The organism is Rheinheimera mangrovi (assembly GCF_003990335.1).
Classification (GTDB): domain Bacteria; phylum Pseudomonadota; class Gammaproteobacteria; order Enterobacterales; family Alteromonadaceae; genus Pararheinheimera; species Pararheinheimera mangrovi.
Window position 1 is genome coordinate 171,919 of sequence record NZ_CP034683.1, and the last position, 23,455, is coordinate 195,373.

22 protein-coding genes are annotated in these 23,455 nt (G+C 43.0%); 13 read left to right on the forward strand and 9 right to left on the reverse strand.

The genetic code is table 11. The features are described from left to right. Positions 1-57: 57 nt before the first annotated feature. Together EK374_RS00805 and EK374_RS00810 are read right to left on the reverse strand one after the other, a co-directional pair. Entirely contained in the window at positions 58-1,422 is a 1,365-nt protein-coding gene (locus EK374_RS00805; RefSeq protein ID WP_127019273.1) for an aldehyde dehydrogenase family protein, read from the reverse strand. Between the two features lie 8 nt (positions 1,423-1,430). After that, the gene (locus EK374_RS00810) at positions 1,431-1,691 is read right to left on the reverse strand and encodes a GreA/GreB family elongation factor (RefSeq protein WP_233280301.1); all 261 of its coding nucleotides are present in this window, start codon (positions 1,689-1,691) and stop codon (positions 1,431-1,433) included. 223 nt (positions 1,692-1,914) lie between these two features. On the opposite strand from EK374_RS00810, the gene gmtY reads away from it, so the two are divergent. Genes gmtY through greB form a run of 4 tightly spaced genes read left to right on the forward strand, consistent with a single transcriptional unit; the run spans position 1,915 to position 8,650 of the window. Further along, a complete protein-coding gene (gmtY, locus tag EK374_RS00815; RefSeq protein ID WP_127019275.1) occupies positions 1,915-3,216 on the forward strand; it encodes a gamma-mobile-trio recombinase GmtY in 1,302 nt (433 codons plus the stop codon). Beyond that, positions 3,210-7,529, forward strand: coding sequence for a gamma-mobile-trio integrase GmtZ (gene gmtZ / locus EK374_RS00820; protein ID WP_206099259.1), 4,320 nt, complete (start codon positions 3,210-3,212; stop codon positions 7,527-7,529). Before gmtY ends, gmtZ begins: the two co-directional genes overlap by 7 nt. After that, positions 7,526-8,149, forward strand: a complete 624-nt coding sequence (gene gmtX / locus EK374_RS00825) for a gamma-mobile-trio protein GmtX (protein ID WP_127019277.1) — start codon at positions 7,526-7,528, stop codon at positions 8,147-8,149. The genes gmtZ and gmtX overlap by 4 nt, the downstream gene beginning before the upstream one ends. Positions 8,150-8,164: 15 nt before the next feature. Further along, entirely contained in the window at positions 8,165-8,650 is a 486-nt protein-coding gene (gene greB, locus EK374_RS00830) for a transcription elongation factor GreB (protein ID WP_233280302.1), read from the forward strand. 269 nt (positions 8,651-8,919) lie between these two features. On the opposite strand, the gene EK374_RS00835 is transcribed toward greB, so the two are convergent. Both EK374_RS00835 and EK374_RS00840 read right to left on the reverse strand, forming a co-directional pair. Next, positions 8,920-9,201 (reverse strand): hypothetical protein, encoded by a 282-nt coding sequence (locus tag EK374_RS00835; protein WP_127019281.1) that lies wholly within the window; start codon positions 9,199-9,201, stop codon positions 8,920-8,922. Between the two features lie 279 nt (positions 9,202-9,480). Beyond that, the gene (locus EK374_RS00840) at positions 9,481-10,362 is read right to left on the reverse strand and encodes a LysR family transcriptional regulator (RefSeq protein WP_127019283.1); all 882 of its coding nucleotides are present in this window, start codon (positions 10,360-10,362) and stop codon (positions 9,481-9,483) included. Between the two features lie 317 nt (positions 10,363-10,679). Between EK374_RS00840 and EK374_RS00845 the strand changes: the two genes are divergently transcribed. The 7 genes from EK374_RS00845 (at position 10,680) to EK374_RS00875 (ending at position 18,942) form a co-directional block, all read left to right on the forward strand. Beyond that, the gene (locus EK374_RS00845) at positions 10,680-11,837 is read left to right on the forward strand and encodes an NAD(P)-dependent alcohol dehydrogenase (protein WP_127019285.1); all 1,158 of its coding nucleotides are present in this window, start codon (positions 10,680-10,682) and stop codon (positions 11,835-11,837) included. A 318-nt stretch (positions 11,838-12,155) separates the two neighbouring features. Continuing rightward, entirely contained in the window at positions 12,156-13,313 is a 1,158-nt protein-coding gene (locus EK374_RS00850) for an iron-containing alcohol dehydrogenase (RefSeq protein WP_127019287.1), read from the forward strand. A 97-nt stretch (positions 13,314-13,410) separates the two neighbouring features. Next, positions 13,411-14,142: an SDR family NAD(P)-dependent oxidoreductase gene (locus EK374_RS00855; protein WP_127019289.1), complete on the forward strand. Its 732-nt coding sequence runs from the start codon at positions 13,411-13,413 to the stop codon at positions 14,140-14,142. A 76-nt stretch (positions 14,143-14,218) separates the two neighbouring features. Continuing rightward, positions 14,219-15,376: an iron-containing alcohol dehydrogenase gene (locus EK374_RS00860; RefSeq protein WP_127019291.1), complete on the forward strand. Its 1,158-nt coding sequence runs from the start codon at positions 14,219-14,221 to the stop codon at positions 15,374-15,376. 64 nt (positions 15,377-15,440) lie between these two features. Further along, positions 15,441-15,875, forward strand: coding sequence for a lipocalin-like domain-containing protein (locus tag EK374_RS00865; RefSeq protein ID WP_127019293.1), 435 nt, complete (start codon positions 15,441-15,443; stop codon positions 15,873-15,875). Between the two features lie 315 nt (positions 15,876-16,190). Further along, positions 16,191-17,357: an MFS transporter gene (locus tag EK374_RS00870; protein ID WP_127019295.1), complete on the forward strand. Its 1,167-nt coding sequence runs from the start codon at positions 16,191-16,193 to the stop codon at positions 17,355-17,357. 367 nt (positions 17,358-17,724) lie between these two features. Further along, the gene (locus EK374_RS00875) at positions 17,725-18,942 is read left to right on the forward strand and encodes an MFS transporter (protein WP_127019297.1); all 1,218 of its coding nucleotides are present in this window, start codon (positions 17,725-17,727) and stop codon (positions 18,940-18,942) included. Between the two features lie 33 nt (positions 18,943-18,975). Here EK374_RS00875 and EK374_RS00880 read toward each other — a convergent pair whose 3' ends face one another. From EK374_RS00880 to EK374_RS00895, 4 genes are all read right to left on the reverse strand, one after another. Beyond that, positions 18,976-19,731, reverse strand: a complete 756-nt coding sequence (locus EK374_RS00880) for a GNAT family N-acetyltransferase (RefSeq protein ID WP_127019299.1) — start codon at positions 19,729-19,731, stop codon at positions 18,976-18,978. A gap of 86 nt (positions 19,732-19,817) precedes the next feature. After that, on the reverse strand, positions 19,818-20,462 hold the full coding sequence (locus tag EK374_RS00885) for an NAD(P)-dependent oxidoreductase (RefSeq protein ID WP_127019301.1): 645 nt from the start codon (positions 20,460-20,462) through the stop codon (positions 19,818-19,820). A 62-nt stretch (positions 20,463-20,524) separates the two neighbouring features. Further along, the gene (locus EK374_RS00890; protein ID WP_127019303.1) at positions 20,525-21,268 is read right to left on the reverse strand and encodes an SDR family NAD(P)-dependent oxidoreductase; all 744 of its coding nucleotides are present in this window, start codon (positions 21,266-21,268) and stop codon (positions 20,525-20,527) included. Next, positions 21,261-21,686, reverse strand: a complete 426-nt coding sequence (locus EK374_RS00895) for a DoxX family protein (RefSeq protein WP_325049694.1) — start codon at positions 21,684-21,686, stop codon at positions 21,261-21,263. The genes EK374_RS00890 and EK374_RS00895 overlap by 8 nt, the downstream gene beginning before the upstream one ends. Before the next feature lie 82 nt (positions 21,687-21,768). Here EK374_RS00895 and EK374_RS00900 point away from each other — a divergent pair, with 82 nt between their 5' ends. Both EK374_RS00900 and EK374_RS00905 read left to right on the forward strand, forming a co-directional pair. After that, entirely contained in the window at positions 21,769-22,149 is a 381-nt protein-coding gene (locus EK374_RS00900; RefSeq protein ID WP_127019307.1) for a winged helix-turn-helix transcriptional regulator, read from the forward strand. A 274-nt stretch (positions 22,150-22,423) separates the two neighbouring features. Next, entirely contained in the window at positions 22,424-22,852 is a 429-nt protein-coding gene (locus EK374_RS00905; RefSeq protein ID WP_206099260.1) for an aldo/keto reductase, read from the forward strand. A 96-nt stretch (positions 22,853-22,948) separates the two neighbouring features. Here EK374_RS00905 and EK374_RS00910 read toward each other — a convergent pair whose 3' ends face one another. Then, positions 22,949-23,455 (reverse strand): hypothetical protein, encoded by a 507-nt coding sequence (locus tag EK374_RS00910; RefSeq protein WP_127019309.1) that lies wholly within the window; start codon positions 23,453-23,455, stop codon positions 22,949-22,951.

The following is a 23,455-nucleotide window of genomic DNA, read 5'->3' on the forward strand; positions in this document are numbered from 1 at the left end:
TAGGGCTAAAAAATCCAATAGCAAAACGCTGAAGCGTCCGTACTCTGCACTGAATGGCTAGCTTAACCAGCCAAGCACTTTACGTTTCCAGTCTGCATATGGCGCAAAACGCACAGGCGGCTCAGGCCAGAGTGGACGTTTTAGTACAGACTTCAAATGACTAAACTGCTCAAAACCTGCTTTGCCAGAATACTGGCCCATGCCACTCGGACCTACGCCACCAAAAGGAAGTTCAGACACAGCCATAAACATCAGCACATCGTTAATACACTGACTGCCACAGCTGATTTGCTCTACCCACTGCTGTTGCTGCGTGCTGTTATTACTGAACAAATAGGCCGACAGCGGCTTATCGCGCTTTTGCACAAAACGTACAGCTGCATCAAAACTACTTATAGGGAGTAGAGGGAGTACAGGACCAAAAATTTCTTCCGTCATCAGGCGGCTATCAAGCGGCGGGTCCAACACTAACGTAGGGCTGAAATACAGCTGCTCTTCATCCACCACACCACCACAATAAACATCAAGGCCATCCAGATAACTTCGCACCCGCTGCAAATGGCGTAGATTAATAATGCGGCCATAGTCAGGGCTAAGTTTAGGATCATCACCATACATCTGGTGTAACTGCGCCTTAATTTCTTCAGCCAAAGCCTGGGCAATATCTTTATGCGCCAGAATATAATCCGGTGCTATACAGGTTTGGCCTGCATTGAGCCATTTACCCCAGGCGATACGCTGTGCTGTCAGTTTTAAATCTGCACTGCTGTCGACATAAACCGGGCTTTTGCCACCCAGTTCTAAAGTCACTGGCGTTAAATGTTCGGCAGCGGCGCGTAATACAATTTTGCCGACCTGGCCGTTGCCTGTGTACATAATATGGTCAAAAGGCAACTTCAATAATTCTGTGGTCTCTGCTACGCCGCCTTCAATTACTACTACAGCTTCTTTATCCAGATACAAAGGCAGCAGGCGAGCAATTATGGCTGATGTAGCAGGCGCTAATTCTGAGGGTTTTACCACAGCACAGTTACCGGCAGATAACACAGCAACTAAAGGCGCTAAGGCCAGCTGCAACGGGTAATTCCAGGCGCTGATAATAAGCACTGACCCATAAGGTTCAGGCTGAATAAAAGCCATAGCAGGAAAAGTGCGAAGCCCAGTGCCAACCCTGCGAGGTCTGGCCCAACTGGTTAGTTTTTTAAGGCAGTGTTTAATGTCGGTGTGCAGGTAATTGATTTCACTCAACAGTGCTTCAAAGGCTGGTTTTCCCAGGTCCTGTTGCAAGGCGTGTAATAGCTCGCTTTCATGTGTACTCAGTAACAACTGAAGCTGTTTTAGTTGTTGTTTACGCCAGTTCAGATCTTTAGTCACGCCGCTGGCAAAATACTGCTGTTGTTGACTCAATACTTGCTGATACATAACACACCTTAGCTTTTGGCTTGTGGATACCAGATTTTGTTAATCCACCATTCTTTCATTCCGGTGGGGGTGGGCACTTGCACTTCATCATCTACTTGTTTTTTGATCAAAGCACGGGCCATAGGTGCATCTATCGAAATGTAATCATTGCGGCCATAAATTTCATCAGGCCCAACAATACGAAAGGTCAGTTGTTCACCTTCGCTGTTTTCAATTTCAACCCAGGCACCAAAAAACACCCGGCCATTTTGCTCAGGTGAATAATCCACAACTTTGATGACTTCTAAGCGTTTACGTAAATACCGGACTCTTCTGTCTATTTCTCGTAGCAGTTTCTTGTTGTATTGATATTAGTACCACTATGTTTTACATACTATTAAGCAGGTGATATCGCCGATCTACGCTATTTTTACCTAATTCTAACTGATATTTGCAGTTAATAGAGCCATAAACTATATAACTATAACTAATACTCATCGGCTTTTGTTGCAGATGGAATACGTAATTAAGCGCAGAGTTAGATATCGAGCCTATGATTCCAGCAAACCCCTCATAGTGCATGCAATTTTTACTCATTCAGGTTTGTTGTTATCTCACCTTCGTTTTTTAGAACGGAACCGTTATAAATCACCTTCTTGGCATGAGAGGAGCGCTTTTGCAGTTGAGCTTTTACTACGCTTTATACAAACGCAACAAAATCACGCAGTCTCCGCTACAGAGTTACTTCGTTCCTTTGTTAACTGCCTTTGCTTTGGCACTATTGAGACCGATGGAACAGATCAAACAGCACTTTATTGGTTGGCACGTCGAGTAGATGACTCAAATACCTTACTTGGCCATATTAATGCCTATTGCGATTATCTGGATGAAGTAAATGGACAAGATTTACCAAAGTTAAATCCGTGGAGAAAAGCCACTACCGCTGAAGAAAAAATGCTGTGGTGCGCTTATTATCGTCGGTCAGCAAACTGCTTTCTTAATTATTTGTATCAGCCGGATAAAGAACAGATGAGAAGGGTAAGGTCTGTTCACTCCCTGGCAAATCCGTTAATTCAGATCGAGTCAGTTTTCCGATTTCCAGAGGAAGTGTTTGGGAAATTATTAAAGTATGGCTTCCAGCATCAAGATGGCTCTGCTGACTATGGCAGCATATTAATTTTACTGTTGATGCACTTTGGGGGACTTCGGTTATCTGAATGTTTCCAAATTTTTACTCATGATATTTCGATAAATCTTTCAACTCAGGCATCAACCGTAAAGGTTTTTCACCCGAGCGCAGGAGCAAGCCCGGATCCCCTATTCGGAAATCGTAGGCAATATTTAATCACTAAGTATCGGATGCAACCAAGAAACGATTATCACAGAACCCACACACTCTATTCAGGTTGGAAGAATCCACTACTAACAAACAAAGACTATTCCTTTACTGTCCTCTTTTTTCCAGAAACTGCAGCACAGCTTTTTACACAATATCTGCAACTTTATCTGAATAATCTGCCAGAAATTAATCATCCGTATTTGATATCTAATAGTTCGGGAAGGCCGGATACAAAGAGAAATTTTATAAAAAAGTATCAAGTTGCTCTAAGCCGTATAGGTCTCAAAATAGCTAAACATGATGGGTTATCGCCTCATGGGCACCGTCATTCTTATGGTTATCGTTTGGCTGAAGCTGGCTTTTCACAAATAGAAATACAGAAAGCCATGCACCACAAAAGCCCAGAGAGCTGCTTGGTTTACATCAAGCCAACTGAATCTGAAGTAAGAGATAAAATCAGGCGAATTCGATGTTGACACAAACACACCCGATTTATCCGACGCTCTCTGAATGCATGAATGTAGTAATTCGAATGAATGTCAGGTCTAAAAAAGAGTACTCCAAAAGATTCGGAGAAGACTCATATTTGCCAGCCTTCCCTGACCGAGTTTATGCGAGTGAATGGGTTGGGTGGCGTCATTTTCTCGGTAAAGACAACCACACATGCTATGCAACTATGGGAGAAGCTAAGCAAGCCGTCCGTCGACTTGGTATTCAATCAAAGACTGAATACCAAAGAAGATATAACGAAGACAAGCTTTTGCCATCACAACCAACTAGAGCATATCAGTCCGATTGGCTGCATTGGGCTGACTTCTTAGGTATTCCGGACTCCAGATTTTACAGCACATTGGCTGGAGCGCAGCAAGCTGCGCTTAGGCTTGGTACAACAACCACTACAGAATATAAAAGAAAGTATAAAAGTGATCCCTACCTACCCGCCAATCCCGCTGCAACGTATCAAGGAGAATGGCTTGGTTGGGACCATTTTTTTCTTAGAGAAAAAGTCCCATTTTACAGTTCTTTAGCCGAGGCCAGTCTATCAGCTCTTCGACTCGGTATAGGGTCTTGTACTGAGTATAATCGGCGATACAAAGAGGATGCTCGCTTACCTTCTTCTCCAGGAGATACATATAAACATGAATGGTCCGGTTGGCTAAAATTCTTAGGCAAAGACAGTAAAACATTCTATAAAACGCTAGCTGAGGCACGCGAAGCAGTTCTAGGGATGGGCATTAAAAACAGTACCGATTATGGTAGGAGGTACAAGGAGGACGCTCGATTACCATCACGGCTCAGCGATATCTACAAAAATGAATGGTGTAGTTGGAATGATTTTTTTCGTGATTCAAAAGCGAGTTTTTATAGTACGTTATCTGAAGTGAAGAAAGCAACTGAACAACTAGGCATTAAGACAAGTACAGAATATTACAAGAATTATAAAAAAGATGTTCGGTTGCCTTCGTCTCTTGATCTTGTTTATAAGGACGAATGGCTAGGTTGGCGTGATTTCTTAGATAAAGCAACGCCTTATACAAGTTTAGTAGAAGCAAGCGATGCATCGTTCAGGCTGAAAATTCAGTCGAGTAACGAATATCACATGCGATACAAAGAGGACAACCGTCTACCTGCTCATCCAAATCTATCTTATAAAAACGAATGGTTAGGTTGGCATCATTTTCTGCAGAAAAAAAAGCCTAAATTTTATAGTATATTATCTGACGCAAGTCTCGCAGCACATAAGCTTCTAATAATATCCGGTAGAGATTATTTTAATCGTTGCAAAGAAGATGCTCGTTTACCAATAAATCCAAGAGAATATTACAAGGATGAATGGCAAGGGTGGCATCACTTTTTAGGTAAAAATAAAGCCTATTTTTATAGTTCGTTAGCGGATGCTCGCCAAGCAATTTTGCGCTTAAGTATAATATCTAGCTCCGATTATTACCGAAAATATAAAGAAGATCCCAGATTACCTAGAGCGCCTGACGTTTACTATGCGTCAGAATGGAAATCATGGATAGATACGTGCTTGCCAGACACAATATCGACAGTTCAGCAACTTAAGCAGGCTTGTAAAGTTCTACAAATAAAAGACTCACAGCAATATAGGGAGGCTAGAAAACAGACAAAACTACTTCCTTCACATCCAGAACGACTCGATAACTGGAGTGACTGGTATGAATTACTAGATATACCGATTCCTTATGAATATTCTCACTTAGTGAGCTTGATCAGAAGCGCGGGATGCCAGAACTTAGGAGATTATAAAAAATATAGAGCAGAAGCTTGTGATCCTAGAATACCATCTTCACCGTTTGAAACATATGAGAAATCAGGCTGGACTAATACATATGATTTCTTCGGAAAACCTAGACCATATCAAACAAGGTATTTCGAGAGTGAATGGAAACCATGGGCAATTTGTATAACTGAGTTTCTCAAACAGGCTCGTGGTTCTACAACAAAGCAACAAGAGCTGTGCCAATTCGTACGAGAGTATATTCAGGCGGAAAAGCTTGATTACTCACCTCATGATTTCCTCGTCAGAACTAAAGTAAATATTAAACCGTTAATTGATTTACTTAACCAACTATCTGTCAAGAAGAAAAAACGGCAACTATATTCAATAAATGAATTTTTAGATTGGATTATTCAGACGGATCTAACTATTGAAGATGAACATACAGGAGAAATCCTGCGAATAAAAAACGCAGCTAACCCCTTTAAACACATCAACTTTGATGACGAGCAATACGTACCAACAGTCAATGAGACGGCCAAACCAGCATTGCCCTATCAGTTTGTGAAGGCAGGTCGAGATTGGATTTTTCCAGTTGATTCCGCGTTGAAAGCTACCTCGTACGGTGACTTAAATCACCTACACAAATTTGCTGCTGATTGGATTCCAATTTCAGACCCCGCTGTACTTGACTGCAACGATTCAGACTGTGTGATCAAAACTGAGCGTGGCAGGGTTTACTTGTGGAATCCAATATTCTGGACATATACCTACTCATTAATGCAGTTGCCAGCGCGAGGTATGCAAATAGTTTACTGCGACTCGGGTGAAATGGATGAGGAAATTCCCGACTTCAAGCATGGAAATTTGATTTGGCTGAAGAATCCATCAAAAAATGCGGGACTTACCAGAAAACAAGGAATGATATATAAAACAGAAAATGGCGATTTTGGAGTTCACTACACGTCAAACAAGACACAATTATATGGTGAGGGTTACTCTATACCATATATGCCTACAGAGCTTGCTTACTGGCTTGTAAAACTACGCAAGTGGCAACAAAAGTATAACTCAATCGCGAAACCAACACCTTGGTTAGAATGTAAGCGTACTAACTTGAATGAAATCCAACGAAAGCACAAAGGAGTTAACTGCTTTTTATTCAGAGATATGTATGACAATGAACCAGGAAGCTTTGGTGGACGACTCACCGACCGATTAGCTGCTTCGCTATTTTTTTCTGCTGGTGATGAGGCAGCTCTTTCCACATACAAAGATCTTAACTTTAAAGATATTGGTTTGCAGCTTGCTGATGAGCAATCTCTTACCTTATCCCGGTTTTGCTCTAATTTTACCCCGCATTCTATGCGAGTTAGTCTAATCAACGCGTATGCGTTTGAATTTGGCTTGCCCATAGAAGTAATCATGAAACTTGTCGGTCATGCTTCCATAGTCATGTCTGTGTATTATCTTAAAAGTGGTTTGGTGCGACAAAAAGTCGAACTCGGGGAAAAACAGGCATTTACCAACGCCCAGGAAAATGCGAGGCGATTCCTCGAGGATTATGGAATAGAAGAGTATCGACAGCAGTTAACTTCAAACAACCCAGAGATCCTAAATGTCTTAAGCAACCAAAATCCATCAAGTGTTTACCTATGGAAAGATTTTGGTATTTGCCCAGTCGGAGGTAACAGTTGTAACAGTGGCGGTGATGTTGTTGCAATTGGTTCAAACCTTTATAACGCTGTACCTGCAGGATACATTGGCGAACAAAACTGCCCACGCTGCAGATTCTTTGTTACTGGTCCTGCATTCTTAATGGGGCTAGCAGCGCTTTACAATGAGTTAACTCTGGCATTGAGCGTGCAAGCATCGCGACATAGTGAACTGCAGAAAGAGCTTCAAGAGATTGTTTACAAAATCGAACTTGTTTCACATCAACAGTATGAAAACCTCAAAATCTCCGCAGTTAACCATGAGCTGGCTACCGAAAAGGCATCACTTCAAGCCGCAAGAAGAAAACTTAATTCAGAAATAGAGACCAGAGCTAAAAAGATGGATATGTTCCTGACAGATCTCAATTTCTTGTATCGACATATTCAAAACAGCAGAGCTATCACCCAAAACATAACTTCAGACGAAACAAAGCTGCAGCTTATTGTTCCCAAGCAAATTGATTTCGAAGTTGAACTTGAAGAAAGCACGCAATTCCGCTTGCTATCTGAAGTTTGTGAAAATGCTGAACTTTTTCATAGCTGTAGCAGCGAATTAGCAGTAGTTAAACGGAGTCAGGCTCTCGATAGAGTGATGATTAATAACGGTATGACTCCTCATTTACTTTTGTTAAGTGAGCGGGAGCAGATAACTGTTGGGAATCAGCTAACTCAGTTGATGTATGCAAGGATTCATAGCTGGGAAACAATTGACCGGTTAATTTCTGGCGAGCTGACGCTAAAGGATCTAGACAGTGATATGCATTTGACTGCCAGCGATATTAAGAAGGTCTTTGCTAGAGCCAGACCAATTGCAATAGGAGATATAAAATGATACCAATCACTCCTGAACAAGTTTTGGAACAGCTTTGCGTCAATGCTTCGGAACGTACCGTTGAATCTCTAAAATCTGTCTATCAGGTTTGTAGAGAACAGCAAGAACGTGGCCTTACCGATTTCAGTTTCAGTACTATTGCAAGGCTAGGTAAAGGTAGAGGAGTGCCAGCAGCGCAAAGCATTCGCAATAAGACAGGAGATCACTTCAAAACTCTTATTGCTGCATTTGCTTTGGTAACAAGCACAACTTGCGGAGCCCAAGTTAAATGCAACGTTTCTAAAACGTTAGCCTGGATTGATGCAATCACAGATCCGGTTCTTAAGTTGCAGGTCAATATCTTGTATTCGCAAAAAAAAGAGGCAGAGCGCTTACTTCAGGCTGTGGTTCCTATAGATCAGCATATTGAGATCCATGATCACATTGGCGCAACTTCTACCAATTCAAGATTAACAGATCTTGAGCGCGAAGCATTTGAGTACCTACTATCTGATGAATTTCGCAGAATTGAAGGTTTGGAACATGGCCCAAGGGGCTGTATAGTGCGAATCGACACTCAGAAAACTTTCTTCCCAGTCGCGACCTTGGACGCTCTGAACAAAGCTTTACTGCATTTATAAACTATACAGGATTTTGTGTTGAGAACTGATTTGATAACCCGAGAGGGTTTTGAGAAATTAACGAAAGAATTGAACTACTTATGGCGTGAGTATCGTCCTGAAATTACGCAAAAAGTCGCTTGGGCAGCGAGTTTAGGTGACAGATCAGAGAACGCCGACTACAAGGAGAATAAGAGATTACTTCGGCAGTTGGACTCTAGGATCCGCTTTTTAAGAAAGCGTTTAGAGGTGCTTCGGGTAGTCGAATACTCCCCAGTTCAAGAGGGTAAGGTGTTTTTTGGTGCCTGGGTCGATATTGAAAATGAGTATGGTGAAATTCGTAAATTCCGCATCGTGGGCCCAGATGAAATCTATGGCCGAAACGACTACATCTCGATTGACTCTCCAATGGCTAGGGCTTTACTCAAAAAAGAAGTAGACTCAGAAGTACTTGTTAGAACACCAACTGGAGAGCATCTTTGGTTTGTCACTGAGATAAGTTACCTAGGCCCTAATGATTGACTAGTGAGTATCTATCTAAACGTGCCGATAATGCAAAACGTCACCTCAATTTACCGCCATGATCACTGGCTACCCACCGCCAGTTGCACTTTCATGTAACCACCAGTTTCAGCAATCAATCCATTCAATTGAGCGTCAGCTCAGAGCGAATAGCAGACGATGGCCCGACAAATTTGTGCAAAAACCGAATGTTCGATACTCATTTATAGCGGACATTCGTTTTTATGACATAGTTCACAAAAAAATTTGTGAGGTAAGTCATAACCAAACTATTTTCGAGCTTTAACGTAACTGATGTATGCCTTCGCGTGCTCCAGTACAAGTTTGGCTTCATCTTTGGTATCAAGCATCTCAATTGCTGGTTTATGAAGATTGGGCAAACCTTGTAAATTAGCTGCTACTGGATCTTGCTCCAGCCATTTATAAACAGAATTACGCTTCACTAAACCTTCAAGTAGTATTTCGAAAACTTCGGATGCGAGTTTTGATTCACCAAACCATTCAATTGGTTTTCTAATCGATTTATTCCCAGCCTGTATGACTCTTGGCAATTGAGCCTGAGATAAGATTTGACTAGACAGGGCCCCAGTACTCCAGTCGGCATTTTTAATTAGCTGACCTGGTGTGTCTGGAACACACCAGAACGGCGAAGCCGGTCTGTAATGGCGAGGTGCAGGAAGCGCCGAGTAATCCTGATGGGGGCGCCAATTAAATTAACCACTTAGAGGCAACTCAAGTGGTTTTTTTATTAATTGTGCCTTCTTGTGCTAGCTTGGTTAAGCAGTAGTCCACTGTAACTCTGTCATTGCTCTAGGGGGGGAACGCGACTTTTACGCTTCTTCATACCTCAAAATATCAAGAAGTGCTGTGAAAGCTGGAGAATCCTGCCGTCGATGTGGGTAATAAATATAATAGCCGTCAAAATAAGGGCACCAATCAAGCATGAGGGCAACTAACTTTTCTTCTTTAACATATTCCTCTACGTAATACTCTGGAAGGTAGGCTATGCCAATACCATCTAGTACGGCATTTAAGACATGGGTGTTAGTGTTTGCAGTAAATTGTCCTTTTACTTTGAGGTTTAGCTTTTTATCCCCCTTTTCAAACTCCCATGCGTATAAACCACTTTTCTCTGAGTAGCGGATATTTATACAGTTGTGCTTAAGCAGGTCATCAGGTTTTTTAGGGACTGGATGGGTCCTTAAATACTGGGGAGAGGCGACAACTATTTGTCGCCAATTGGGGCTAACTTTCACTGCAATCATATCGTTGTTCAAATCTTCACCAAGACGAATTCCGGCATCGAAGCGCTCTTTCACGATATCAGTAAAGCCGTAGTCAATTCCTACCTCTACGCTGATGTCCGGATATCTGACCAAAAAGCGTGTGAGCGCAGGACGTAGAATATACTCAATGGCATCATCTGCACCTGTAATTCGAATATGACCCGCTGGCTTATCCCGTAACTCACTAAGTCTCTTTATTGCGTCGTCGACCTTCTCAAATAGTGGAGCCAAATCATCAATTAATTGCCTGCCGGCTTCCGTCGGCGAAATGCTTCTGGTTGTTCGCGCAAACAACCTTACCCCTAATTTACTTTCGAGAGCCTTGATTAAGTGACTGAGTGCTGAAGGCGTAACTCCCAACTCTGCGGCTGCCTTAGTAAAACTGTTAAGCCTTGCTACGGCAAGGAATGCTTTTAGGTCATCCATTCAAAATCCCCGACTTTCTTCATTAGATTGGCCAAGAGTAACACTCACAAGATGTCTTAGAAGTATGAGATTTGTGAATAAATTTAACAAGTAAATGAAATTAAACGCTATTAATTAAATGGGATTCGCTTGTTAAATTGGCATTCGTATGGTGATCATCACGCTCCTTGGTATTCGCCTACACCAATTATTTATCATAAATAACATTGATTTAAAGGTGAGTTAATTGATTGATGAAGGCGTAACTTTTAAGCCTTAATTAATTAGTTGCACTGTTGAATCAATACCGTGAGCAAAATTTGTACGGAGAAATTACTATGTGCGACGATATCGATCATCTCAGAAGAAAGGTTATCAAAATTACCGGTGCTGTTGGTGTAGGGGCCATGTTTGCTAGTCCTCTTAATGTCTTCGCAAGTGAAGCAAATCCTAGAATAAAGTCTCGTGGTTATGCAGCTTTTGACGAGTCAGGCATTCTTAAGCCTTGGTCATTTGAACGTCGTCCAGTGGGTGATAACGACATTCTTATCGACATAAAATACGCGAGCATTTGCCACTCCGACATTCACCAAGAAAAAGGGCATTGGGGGAAACAGCAGTACCCACAGGTGCCTGGTCACGAAATTGTTGGGATCGTTGCTGCCGTAGGTAAGAATGTAACCAAGTTTAAGGTTGGAGATCGTGCTGGTGTTGGTTGCATGGTGGGCAATAATCACCATCACCATAATAACGATGAAGAGCAATACAATTCGGATACTATTTTTACCTATGGCTATCCGGATAAACGTTCACCAACTGGGATCTCTCAAGGCGGGTATTCCAATAATATTGTTGTTGAAGATCACTTTGCAGTGCATATTCCGGAAAATGTCAGTTTTCAAGAAGCTGTGCCTCTGCTGTGTGCTGGCATCACAACCTATTCTCCTTTGATGCGAGCAAATATCAAACCTGGTATGAAGGTTGGCGTCGCAGGCATTGGCGGTTTAGGTCATATGGCAGTAAAAATTGCGGTATCTAAAGGTGCGGAAGTTTACGCGTTCACAACATCTCCATCCAAAGTGAAAGACATTTTAGCTTTTGGAGCAAAGGAGGCAATCGTTGTTGATGATGAACTTGCAGCTTTAAACCAATATCGTGGTCAACTGGATTACTTAATCTCGACAATTCCTTACGATTACAACGTTGCGGCTTATGCATCTGTAGTTAAACCTTATGGCACCTTCACCCAAGTTGGTATGCCAATTAATTCAGAAGTAACAATGAGTGCGTTAAATCTGGCCTTTTCTCGAGTTAACTTTAATGCATCACTGATTGGTGGCATGAAAGAAACTCAGGATATGGTCAATTATTGCGCCAACAACAAGGTACTTCCCCAAATCCAAATGATCAAAGCAGAGCAGATTAACGAAGCGTGGGAAAGCGTAGTCAATAAATCCGCTCGTTATCGCTATGTAATTGATGCTGCAACCTTCTAACTCATTCGCTCTGCTATATGAGGATAAGTTTTCTTATCCTCATTTTAGTAAATCACATAAGTTACCTAGACGAAGAGCAATGGTTTGCTTGAAACAGATAAATTCTAAGCTCTGTTTAGGAATGGCGTTCTGTGGAAAGGTCATTCTTACACAGAGTTTTCTAACTCTTGATTTGTGAGTAAAGCTCAATAATGAATGAAGTTTTCTATTATTAATTATCGAGCCATTAGTTGATAGAGTGTCGCCCATCGAACAAATTACCGGCAAGTTAGCTTCGTAGAAATTTGCTGCTCATATAGATATTAAAAGGGCTCTTCAATGGAAAACTTCACATTCCACAATCCAGTAAAAGTGCTGTTTGGTAAAAATCAAATTGCTCAAATTAGTCAGGAAATTCCAAAAGACAAACGCGTTTTGATTGTTTACGGTGGTGGTAGTGTCGTCAAAACAGGCGTACTACAGCGCGTAAAAGATGCGTTAGAAAATGATGTTGTTTTCGAATTTGGAGGTGTAGAAGCCAATCCTCATTACGAAACGCTTATGAAAGCGGTGGACATCGTTAAAACTGAAAAAATTGACTATTTACTCGCAGTGGGTGGTGGTTCTGTTATCGATGGTACGAAATTTATTGCTGCGGCTGCTATGTATGAAGGCGATGCATGGGAAATAGTTAAAAGCTACGGTGGCGTTGTTACAGATGCACTTCCTATAGGTTGTGTTCTTACCATCGCAGCTACTGGTTCTGAGATGAACAATGTTTCAGTTGTGACGAAAGCCGAGACCAAGGATAAGCTATTTTTCAGTTCACCGTTCGTTCTGCCGAAATTCTCTGTTTTAGAGCCGGAAATTACATTTACTTTGCCTAAAAACCAAACAGCGAATGGCGTTGTAGATGCGTTCATTCATATTTTGGAGCAGTACATCACCTTTCCTGTTGGAGCTAAGGTCCCAGATCGTTTTGCGGAAGCTTTACTTAATACTCTAAAGGAAGAAGGTCCAAAGGCTCTGAACACTCCGGATGATTACAGTGCTCGTGCAAATATCATGTGGTCAGCAACAATGGCCCTTAATGGCATATTAGCTACTGGCACGCCTGCCGACTGGGCCACTCACATGATTGGTCAAGAAATCACAGGACTTTATGGCTTGGACCACGCACAAACATTAGCGATTGTGATGCCAGCTCTTTGGAAGTTCTGCAAAGCGGACAAGTCAGCCAAACTTGCTCAGTACGCGGCTAATGTGTGGAATGTACCTTTAGCAAATGAAGCTGATATGGCGGATAAAGCGATTGAATATACCGTTGACTTCTTTGAGTCCATGGGGTTGAAAACCCGTTTATCCCACTATGGTTTGGGCGAAGAAATTATTCCCCAGGTGATTACAAAGCTCGTAGAACATGGCCATGTGAATATCGGCGAAAAACAGAATATTACAGCTAAAAGTGCCGAAGAAATTCTTCGATTAGCTCTTTAATCATTCAAATGATTTACTCAGTGCTTTTACTAAAAGTACTGAGTGCCACTTTAGACGCCATCGAGAAATAGTCGACATTTCAGGAGTTAAGCCCACTATGGCTCGCATATTTATTACGGGATCTACAGACGGTCTTGGCTTGGCAACAGCGAATAGTCTAATTGATAAGGGACACGAGGTTATTACCCATAGCCGTAACGAGCATCGACTAAGTGCTGTTCAGCATCTGGTAGATAAAGGCGCAAAGGCAGTCATAGGTGATCTGTCGGCGTTTGAAGAGCAATGTGCTGTTGCAGATCAAGTGAATCAATTGGGTCAAGTGGATGCAATTATTCATAATGCGGGGATTGTATCGGGTAAAGATGTGATTTCAGTAAATGTAGTCGCACCCTACACCTTGACTGCATTAATAACAAAACCCTCAAAACTCATTTACCTCAGCAGCAGCATGCATTTTGGCGGAAGCGCTACGCTGACAAATGATGACTGGTTAATAAACACTAATGACTACTCAGACAGTAAGTTGTTTGTCACGACACTCGCAAATGCGATTTCAAAACGATGGAATGACGTAGCCTGCTTTTCAGTTGATCCGGGCTGGGTCCCAACAAAAATGGGAGGAAAGGATGCTCCAGATGACTTGGTTGAAGGGTATCAAACTCAGGAATGGCTTGCTACAGCCAACGAAATGGCAACGCCTAGAAGCGGTACCTATTGGCACAACAGGCAGCAATTAGTGCCTCATCGAGCGTCACTGGACGTGCGTTTTCAAGACCAATTAATGGAAGAATTAGTCAAGGTTACCGGAATCAGATTTCCTTCCAGATGATGAGCAGACAAAACATAGAAATCTTGGATTTATTGCAATTGAAATTAACACCCTGTATTGAGAGAGACTGAATTTGATGAATAATTTTACCCATCACTCACCAACACGTGTCCATTTTGGTAAAGGTCAAATTGAAAAGCTTGCGGGCGAATTCCCAGTTGGAAGCAAAATATTACTTACCTTTGGTGGCGGCAGCATCAAGTCGAATGGTGTGTATGAACAGGTAAAGTCGGCATTGGCTAACTTTCAGGTGATTGAGTTTGGAGGTATTGAGCCAAACCCACACCATGAAACACTGATCAAAGCTGTCTCTTTAGCCAAAGATGCAAGCATAGACTATATCCTTGCCGTTGGCGGAGGCTCTGTTGTTGATGGCAGTAAATTTATTGCGGCAGCCATCTGCTATGAAGGTGATAGTTGGGACATTCTAACTACCTATGGAGCATGTGTGGAGCGTGCAATACCCTTAGGTTGTGTGTTGACTTTGCCTGCAACAGGTTCTGAAATGAATAGTGGGGCGGTTGTAACAAAAGATAAAACAAAGGACAAACTGTTTTTCCGCTCAGATACCGTGATACCTAGATTTGCTATTCTCGATCCTGAAACCACGTTTTCGTTACCTCCAAGACAAATTGCAAATGGCGTTGTAGATAGCTTTGTTCATACCGTTGAACAATACGTGACATACCCAGTCAATGCTCTAGTACAAGACGGCTTTGCCGAGTCTATATTGAAAACCATCATCTCTCAGGGGCCTTTAGCATTAGAACGTCCGACGGATTACGATGTTCGAGCCAATTTAATGTGGGCAGCAACTAATGCACTGAATGGCACACTCTCCAATGGGGTCCCAGAAGACTGGGCAACTCATATGATAGGGCATGAATTGACAGGCTTATACGGACTCGATCACGCGCAAACTTTAGCCATTGTGATTCCTGCGCTCTGGAAGTATAAGAAGCAGCAAAAGCTCGATAAGTTGGTCCAGTTTGGTCAACAAGTTTGGAATATTACTGGCAGCACAAAAGAAGAGATAGCTGATGCTGCTATTGCCAAAACTGAGGAGTTCTTCGTCCTCATGGGAAATCCAACGACGTTATCTGCTTATCATATGGATGCAACACACATTCCAGCAGTTTTGGAAAAGCTGGAACTTCATGGTCATACCCAATTAGGGGAACATGGTGATATTACGCTTAAAGACGTCAAAGAGATTCTTGCATTAGCACTGTAATGATTTGTTTTGTAACAAAAAAAATATTATTTAACTATCACAAACATCAAGAAGGAAAAATCTTATGTCAAAATTTAGTTCAGCAATTTTGTGTGTGTTACTCACCTTCTCTTTGTCGGCTTTCGCTAAAGAAACCTCTCCGTTAGTTGGAGCATGGCGAATGGTGAAATTAGAGGTGCTTGTTGATGGGAAACTCCAATCAATTCCGTATACAGGGCAACTAATCGTCACTGACGCAGGAACGTTGTCTGCTCAAGCCATGGATGCAAATCCAAAAGCAGCTCCAACGCCATTTACTGCAAATGGTTACGAGGCTCTCTATGGAAAGATTAGTATCGATGATTCGTTAAACCAGTTTGAAGTGGAAATCCAATCATCATTGGTACGTGATCTGATTGGAAAGAAAATGCAACGCAAGTTTGAAGTTACTGCTGAGGGAATGATTTTATCTCCCCTAGACGAAAAAGAAGGATGGCGAGTGACCTATGATCGTTATTAGCGGTCATTAATTCGTATTCGTGAGCGTCGATATAGCGGCGAGGTTTCAATAGTTTCGTCAATGCTATCGGAGAAGCCTAGCTGTCTATATCGAATGGACGAAAATTTAAAGTTTGGCAACCACAATTCAAATGACCTAAATATAAGGGGCAACCTGAGAGGACGCCCTCCTAAGCAATATTCAATGCCGAAAATTGACGCACAAAGATATCGGTTCGTTCCATTTTGAATAAATTCGACACTTAACCATAAGTCTAGCTTCAGAGAGCTCCGGTTCCATGCTCTGTGGGCAACGATTATTTTAATAGAGACAACAATGACAACTAAAGAAAAAGCGATGCCATATAAGGCGTTGTGGGCTTTTGCTATGACTGGGTTTATCTGCATTATGACAGAAACCATTCCAGCTGGCTTATTGCCTGAGATTAGCGATGACATGTCAATATCACTGCCAACAGCCGGGCAGTTGGTTACTGCATATGCTTTAGGTTCATTGTTGACTGCTATCCCGCTGACGATCGCAACTCGATTGTGGTCAAGACGAAACGTACTGCTTGCTACCGTATGGGGGTTTATTCTTTTCAATACGTTAACTGCTGCATCGACCAATCTAACTCTTACATTTGTTGCTCGTTTTATGGCTGGGGCGAGTGCCGGGCTAGCATGGAGCTTACTCGCTGGTTATGCGCGACGCATCGTTGATCCATCTCAGCAAGGCAAAGCCATGGCAATTGCGATGATAGGCACGCCAATAGCGTTGTCAGCAGGAGTCCCGCTGGGAACTTGGCTAGGCCATGTTGTGGGTTGGCGTTTAACGTTTGGTGCAATGTCCATATTGTCTATATTGCTGATTGGTTGGATTGTTATGTGTGTACCAAATGTGGCCGGGCAGTCAAAACAGGTCAATCTCCAATTTGGAAAGGTACTAACTATTAAAGGGGTTAAACCTGTATTAGCTGTTGTCCTCACCTGGATGCTGGCTCATAACATTCTTTATACCTATATCGCCCCCTTCGTTGAGGCTTCAGGTTTAGGCAGCAATGTCGATGTTATTTTAATGGTTTTTGGACTGGCCTCTCTGTTAGGAATTCTGATTACAGGGAAAATAATCGACAAACATCTGCGTACAGCAGTGCTTATCTCTCTGTCTATATTTTGGGTTGTGTCGTTAGCTTTTGGGGTAGCTATTAATATTCCAAGTGTTGCGTTTATTGGTGCGGCGATTTGGGGACTTACTTTTGGTGGAGCCGCAACTTTACTGAATACCGCTCTTGCCGATGCCGCAGGAGAGTGGGCTGAAATCGCGATGTCATTAACTGTCGTGAGCTGGAATAGCGCCATTTCTCTAGGCGGAATTGTAGGCGGGGTGCTACTCCAAAGTTATGGAATAGCTTCACTGCCTATTGCATTGCTGGCGTTGTTAACGATTAGCTTTCTAACGGTGAAATTCAATTCGAGATATGCTTTTCCAAAGACTCGTTGAGTGCTCTGAGGTTTGTACTACACGCTTGCAGCGTATGTAGGATGGTGCGTCGGCGTTTGATATGGGTCTATCATTGCTGAATTTTTCTAACAAATAAATGAAATTATTAGCTATTAATAAACCCAAATGTTCTTGTTAAATTGCCGTTGTGTAAATAACGGTGACTATTGTTCGACATTTTCGTACTGATATCTGCTGGCAATAACACGTTGATACATTCATCACGCTTTTCGACGTTACAGAGATCGAAACCTAAATGACGGGAATCAGTCACCTCAATGCTGACACATGTGTGCGAGCTCCGTTCCGCGGGATTTGGATACAGACAGTGTTGCCGAACAATATAGCAAGCATAAAGTAAGTATTAATGAATAGTGAGACAGTAACCATCCAGCAACAGGCTGTAGTTGTGCGGGATGATGTATCGGAACCTTCGTATTGGAGTGGTGTTGTCGCGATGTCGCTGTGCGTCTTTGCGTTGGTTGCCTCTGAATTCATGCCAGTTAGTCTGTTAACGCCCATTGCGCAGGATTTGCACGTAACCCAAGGGGAAGCGGGACAAGGTATCGCGATCTCGGGTTTATTCGCGGTATTTACCAGTCTGTCGATTGCTGCAATTGCGGGAGCTAAGGATCGCAAGCTTTTGCTACTGGCCTTTACTGCTCTGATGGCGTTCTCAGGCGTGCTGGTGGCGTTTGCTGCCAATTATCCAGTTTATATGATCGGCCGCATGATGATTGGCGTGGTTATCGGTGGGTTCTGGTCGATGTCGGCTGCCGTCGCTATACGTCTTGTTCCTCTAGCCCAAGTACCAAAGGCTCTCGCAATTTTCAATGCAGGGAACGCACTGGCTGTGGTTGTAGCTGCCCCGTTGGGCAGTTATTTGGGCTCGATAATTGGCTGGCGTGGGGCTTTCTTATGCCTAGTACCAGTTGTTGTTATCGTACTGGCCTGGCAATGGATAAGTTTGCCTTCGATGAAGGCAATTCCTCACAACAGATCCTCCAATAATGTATTGAAGTTGCTGAAGACTAGGACAATCGCTTTGGGAATGGCGGGTTGCGGGCTGTTCTTCATGGGGCAGTTTTCGCTGTACACCTACGTACGCCCTTTTCTAGAGACTGAAACACATGCCTCTGTGTCGACCATTTCACTCATCTTGCTGACTATTGGAGTCATGGGATTAATTGGTACAGCATTGATAGGACGGTTTCTGAAGAAGCATCTCTATCAGTCGTTAATAGTGATCCCTATGGTGATGCTGGTGATCACAATCTGTCTGGTTTTTTTTGGTGCACATGTGGTGGTCGTCACGGCTTCGTTGGGAGTCTGGGGCTTGGTAGCTACAGCTGCGCCAGTCGGCTGGTGGACTTGGATTGCCAAAGTTATGCCTGAGAACGCCGAATTAGGGGGCGGGCTGATGGTCGCTATCGTCCAGATGTCGATTGCCCTGGGGTCAACGGTTGGAGGACTGCTGTTCGATGCAGGAGGTCATCGCTTGACCTTCTTTGCCAGTGCGGCCATGTTGTTGCTTTCGGCCGCGTTGACCTACTTCACTTTGCGCGCCGCGGATAAGACGCGCTAAGGAATAGGATTAAGGTCAGAGTGAAATTAGTATTTAATTGACAGTTGGCTTGAGCTCCGGAGTTACTAAATGATTACGAAATGGGGCAATTAAGTTGGCCAACTTAGCTAGTTGATGCCCTGTTTCATCAAAGTTGTCAGGGGCAAGCCACAATTGATAGGCTGATTTAAACTGAGCGTATTCGTAATCCAGAATGGAATACCATGCAGTATCGCGGTTTCGACCTTGCGTGACTTGTAATTGACGGAAGATGCCTTCAAACGTAAATCCAAAGCGCTTAGCGGCTGCTCTTGATGGTCCGTTTAAAGAGTCACATTTCCACTCCACTCGGCGATATCCAAGTTCTTCAAAAACATACTTCAGTAACAAAGCCATGACTTCAGTTGATAGCGGTGTACGTTGCATCGTTGAAGAGTACACAACATGGCCAATCTCGATGACGCCATTAGCGGCGTCAATACGCATTAATGATACTGTTCCGACAGCCTTGCCTGTAGATTGGGCTACAACTGTATAATGGATCGGGTCATTAAGCTGAGAATTTCGTGTCAGGAACTCTCGATATTCATTTGCGGAACTAAAAGGACCATATGGCAGATATGTCCAATCTCGTGCATCGCGGGAGTCTGCAAATGCTTGATAAAGTTCGTCGGAATGCCGTTCTGCATTCAGAGGTTCCAACCGGCAATACTGTCCATCCATATTGCGTTTTGAGGGCTGTTTGGCCGGCTTCCAATCAGTCAATGCTTGACCTATGGGTTGTTGAAATTCGTTCAGTATCACGCTCATTGGGGTAATCATCCCGTAAGGTAATTGACGCCAGAAAATGAAATCCCGGCACAGTAAAACAATTAGTTTATTGCTTCTACGAGTATTTAGTTCCGCAAGCCGGAGCTAAGACCTGGAGCCTGTGTCAGGTATTCGCTGCTTATTGCTTGATCAAACATAAATTTGGCAAGGTCTTCTCGACTCAACGACAGTGAGTGCTTGGTTTTGCCATAGTGACCAACATTCAAATGAGGTGACGCAGGACTATTATTTAAAAAACCTACACGGACCATTGTCCAGTTTAAATCTGACTTTCGAATCGCGTCAGCGAGCTTCACAATATCATTATAAATAGCGGGGAGTGCATATTTTATGATGACTGCTGGGAGCTTGATCTTAAAATCAAAGCCATCATCAGGATCAGCCGCAGTACCTGTTGAAACTGCAATAAGGCGGTTTACCTGCTCTTCCTTCATTGCACGAATTATGGCTTGTGTAGCTTCATAAATGGGCATGTTTTTAGGGTGAGGTATTTGGGTCGGGCCTAATGCTGAGATCACGATATCGGCATTACGGATGGCTTCTCTAAGTACTTCAATGTCAGTGATATTTCCACGAACAGTTCGTACATTAGGATGATAAAAGGAACTTTGAGAGCGAGCAAACACCGTAATTTGATGTCCTCTTTTTAGTCCTTCTTCAATGAGATATGGGCCTGTAGTTCCCGTCGCACCAAACAGGGTTATGTTCATAGTTTATCCAAATCGTATGTTGTAGGGTAACGGAACCGACATGGTCGATTCCGTTGGCACTGTCATCGGGCGCTATCGATCAGCAAACCACCATCAGGGGTCATGCTATAACCCGTCATATATTGGGAATCTTGGCTGGCTAGAAATAATACTACTGGGGCAATATCGTCCTCTGGAGAGCCATAGCGTCCGAGAGGGCATGACGGAGGCGGAAGCTCAATATCATCCCCCCAGGTTTTCGCTACTGGTAACATATTGTTGACTGTAATCTTGTCTTTCGCCCATTCGCGTGCAGCTGTCCTGGTTAATGCTCGTACAGCCTCTTTTGCCATATTGTACGGCGCATACCCCACTAATCCGGCGACACCTGCCATAGAACCAAAATTGATGATGCGTCCTGAACCACTTGCCTTTAGATACGGGTATGCTGCTTGCATCCATCGCAAATAAGCAATCGGACCAATCTCAAAGTTTCGTTGCAGTAGTTCCTCGGATAGCTCAAGCACTGAAGAAAACGGGGCTGTAGGATCGAATGCATTGTTCACCAGAATGTCTATACCGCCAAAAGTATCAACGACACTTTTGATTGCATTTTGTGTTTGCTCTGGGTCGCAAATATCACAAGCGATGGCAAGTGCATTACCTCCTTCGGCTTTTATTTCCTCTACAACTGCTTCAACGTTTTGCTGTGTTCGGGAAACAACGGCAACCAACGCGCCTTCGGCGGCAAATAGTTTCGCTGTTGCTCTACCTATTCCTCGGCTACCGCCAGTAACAATTGCAACTTTACCTGTAAGTCTATTCATGATTCATACCTCTCGATAGATTAATAATCTCATCAACCCCGACACTATTCGGTGATGGCAAATTTCGCACAAAGTTTTGCGTTGTGAATGACACGGTAATGAGTAACAGCCCAATAAGAGCTGGAAGTGCGTCTTTGGATTTCTTAATTCCAACATGCGCACCGAAGGCCAGAATTAAATGGAGCGTCATTGCGGCATAAGCGAAGTCACTCAGTGTCACGTTGAACCGTGAGAGGATGAAGCAAACTGCCAGCGCTTTACAAAAGCTCAAGGGAATAACTAAATAGCTGGGATAGCCAAGTTCATTGAATTGTTGCTTTACCCAATCTGTTTTCAGCACGTACATACCGGCAGATGTCAGATATAGCAACGAGAGTAAGGTGGTACTTATCCAGTATGCATAGATATAGATCATCATATTTCCTAAATTGCTCGACTAGGACGTAATGTTGTTATGTAATACAAAAATTAACAAGTAGGATGAATTTTTGGTGGTTAGTATGAATAATAAGACTATTGAGCATGATGAAGTGAATATGCATGACGAAATGCGCAGGGCATTTGCGTTACTGTCGGGAAAATGGAAGTTAGAAATTATGTGGTTATTGAACCAAAGAATTTTCCGCTTTGGTGAGCTGCGAAAAGCCATTCCTGGAATAACTCAACATATGCTTACTACTCAGCTTCGAGAGCTAGAAGCTGATGGTCTAGTGTCGCGTACAATTTATCCGGAAGTCCCTCCGCGAGTGGAGTACGAAATAACGGATAAAGCGAGAGGGCTAGGTCCAACCATGCAAGCGCTGACTGAATGGTGGCAAAAATATGGGCATACGTTACCAGAAAGAAAGCAAGTTAGAGGGCGTAAACCTAATGACAATTAAATGCAGATATGAGGTAACGCTGGCACTTGAGCTCACATTGTCATTAATTAACTCAAAAAAGTAAGGATATCTCCTGCTTCCCCTAGTGGACGACTGAATCGTTATATTGCCGCAGGAGTGGGTTTTCAGGTGGCCTCAAAATTGATTTTTTATCGAGTCAAGCCTTACTAATTGATGAAATGTATTCACAAGGACTTTGTAATATTGCGCCTTTATTCAGTAAATCATCTTCATTTAGAATTGAGCCTAGTAAACGACGCGGAGATCCTCAACCATGGAATATGCAGTACTAAGTAATAAAGTTAAGATGCCTATGGCCGGTTTCGGAGTTTTCCAAGTAACTGACAAAACCCAGTGCAAACAGTCGGTTATCAGCGCAATTCGCGCTGGATATCGTCTTATAGACACGGCGGCTGTCTATGGCAATGAAGATGCTGTTGGTGATGCAGTTCGTCTGGCTATTCATGAAGGTCTCTGTGCTCGGGAGGAGTTATTTATTACTTCAAAGTTGTGGGTGCAAGACATGGCTACATACGATCAGGCGAAGGCTGGAATCGAAGCATCGTTGGAAAAGTCTGGTTTAGCGTATTTTGATCTCTATCTGTTGCACCAAGCCATGGGGGATTATTTTAGTGCTTGGCGCGCTCTTGAAGATGCGTACGAAGAAGGTAAGCTGAAGGCTATTGGTGTTTCAAACTTTTAAGCACATGTATTGGTGAATTTCTGTGAGACGGTAAGAATTATTTTTGAAAGCGGCAAAATAATTCAATTTTGCCGCGTTAATTTCCTGTCAATTTACCTAATTGCTGAAGCCAAATTCACTAAGCACTTGCCTACAAGATTGAAGTGCCAAACGCTCGTAACGTAGCTTCCTCAATTCTTCACGAATATAGCTTTCCTTCTGAGGCGATAACTCCAATAAAATTTGCAGGCCATTTTCTCTGCCAGCCAGCATGGCCTCTTGGTCAATCAGCTGCTCTAGCTTTTGAGTAATGATGGCATTCGGTTCAGGCGTTGATAGTGGGATTTCTGGCGCAGCTTGCTGTTGGCCCTGCTGAGCACTATCTGTAGGGATTGAAAATAGCAACGGAGCTGTTCCTGGTTGACGGGTGACAACTATCTTACCCTCATCAGCCAAACTCAAACTAACCCGATGAAAAACCTGCTTTAGATTTTTACGATTGTACTCCTGTAATCCAGCATGCCCCGCAAACAACTCCATTAATTGAGTGCCAGTCTTCGGGTGGCCATCTGCCAGTGTCGCTTGGATAAAATTCAAAATTTCCTTTTTTTCGGTTTGTTTCAT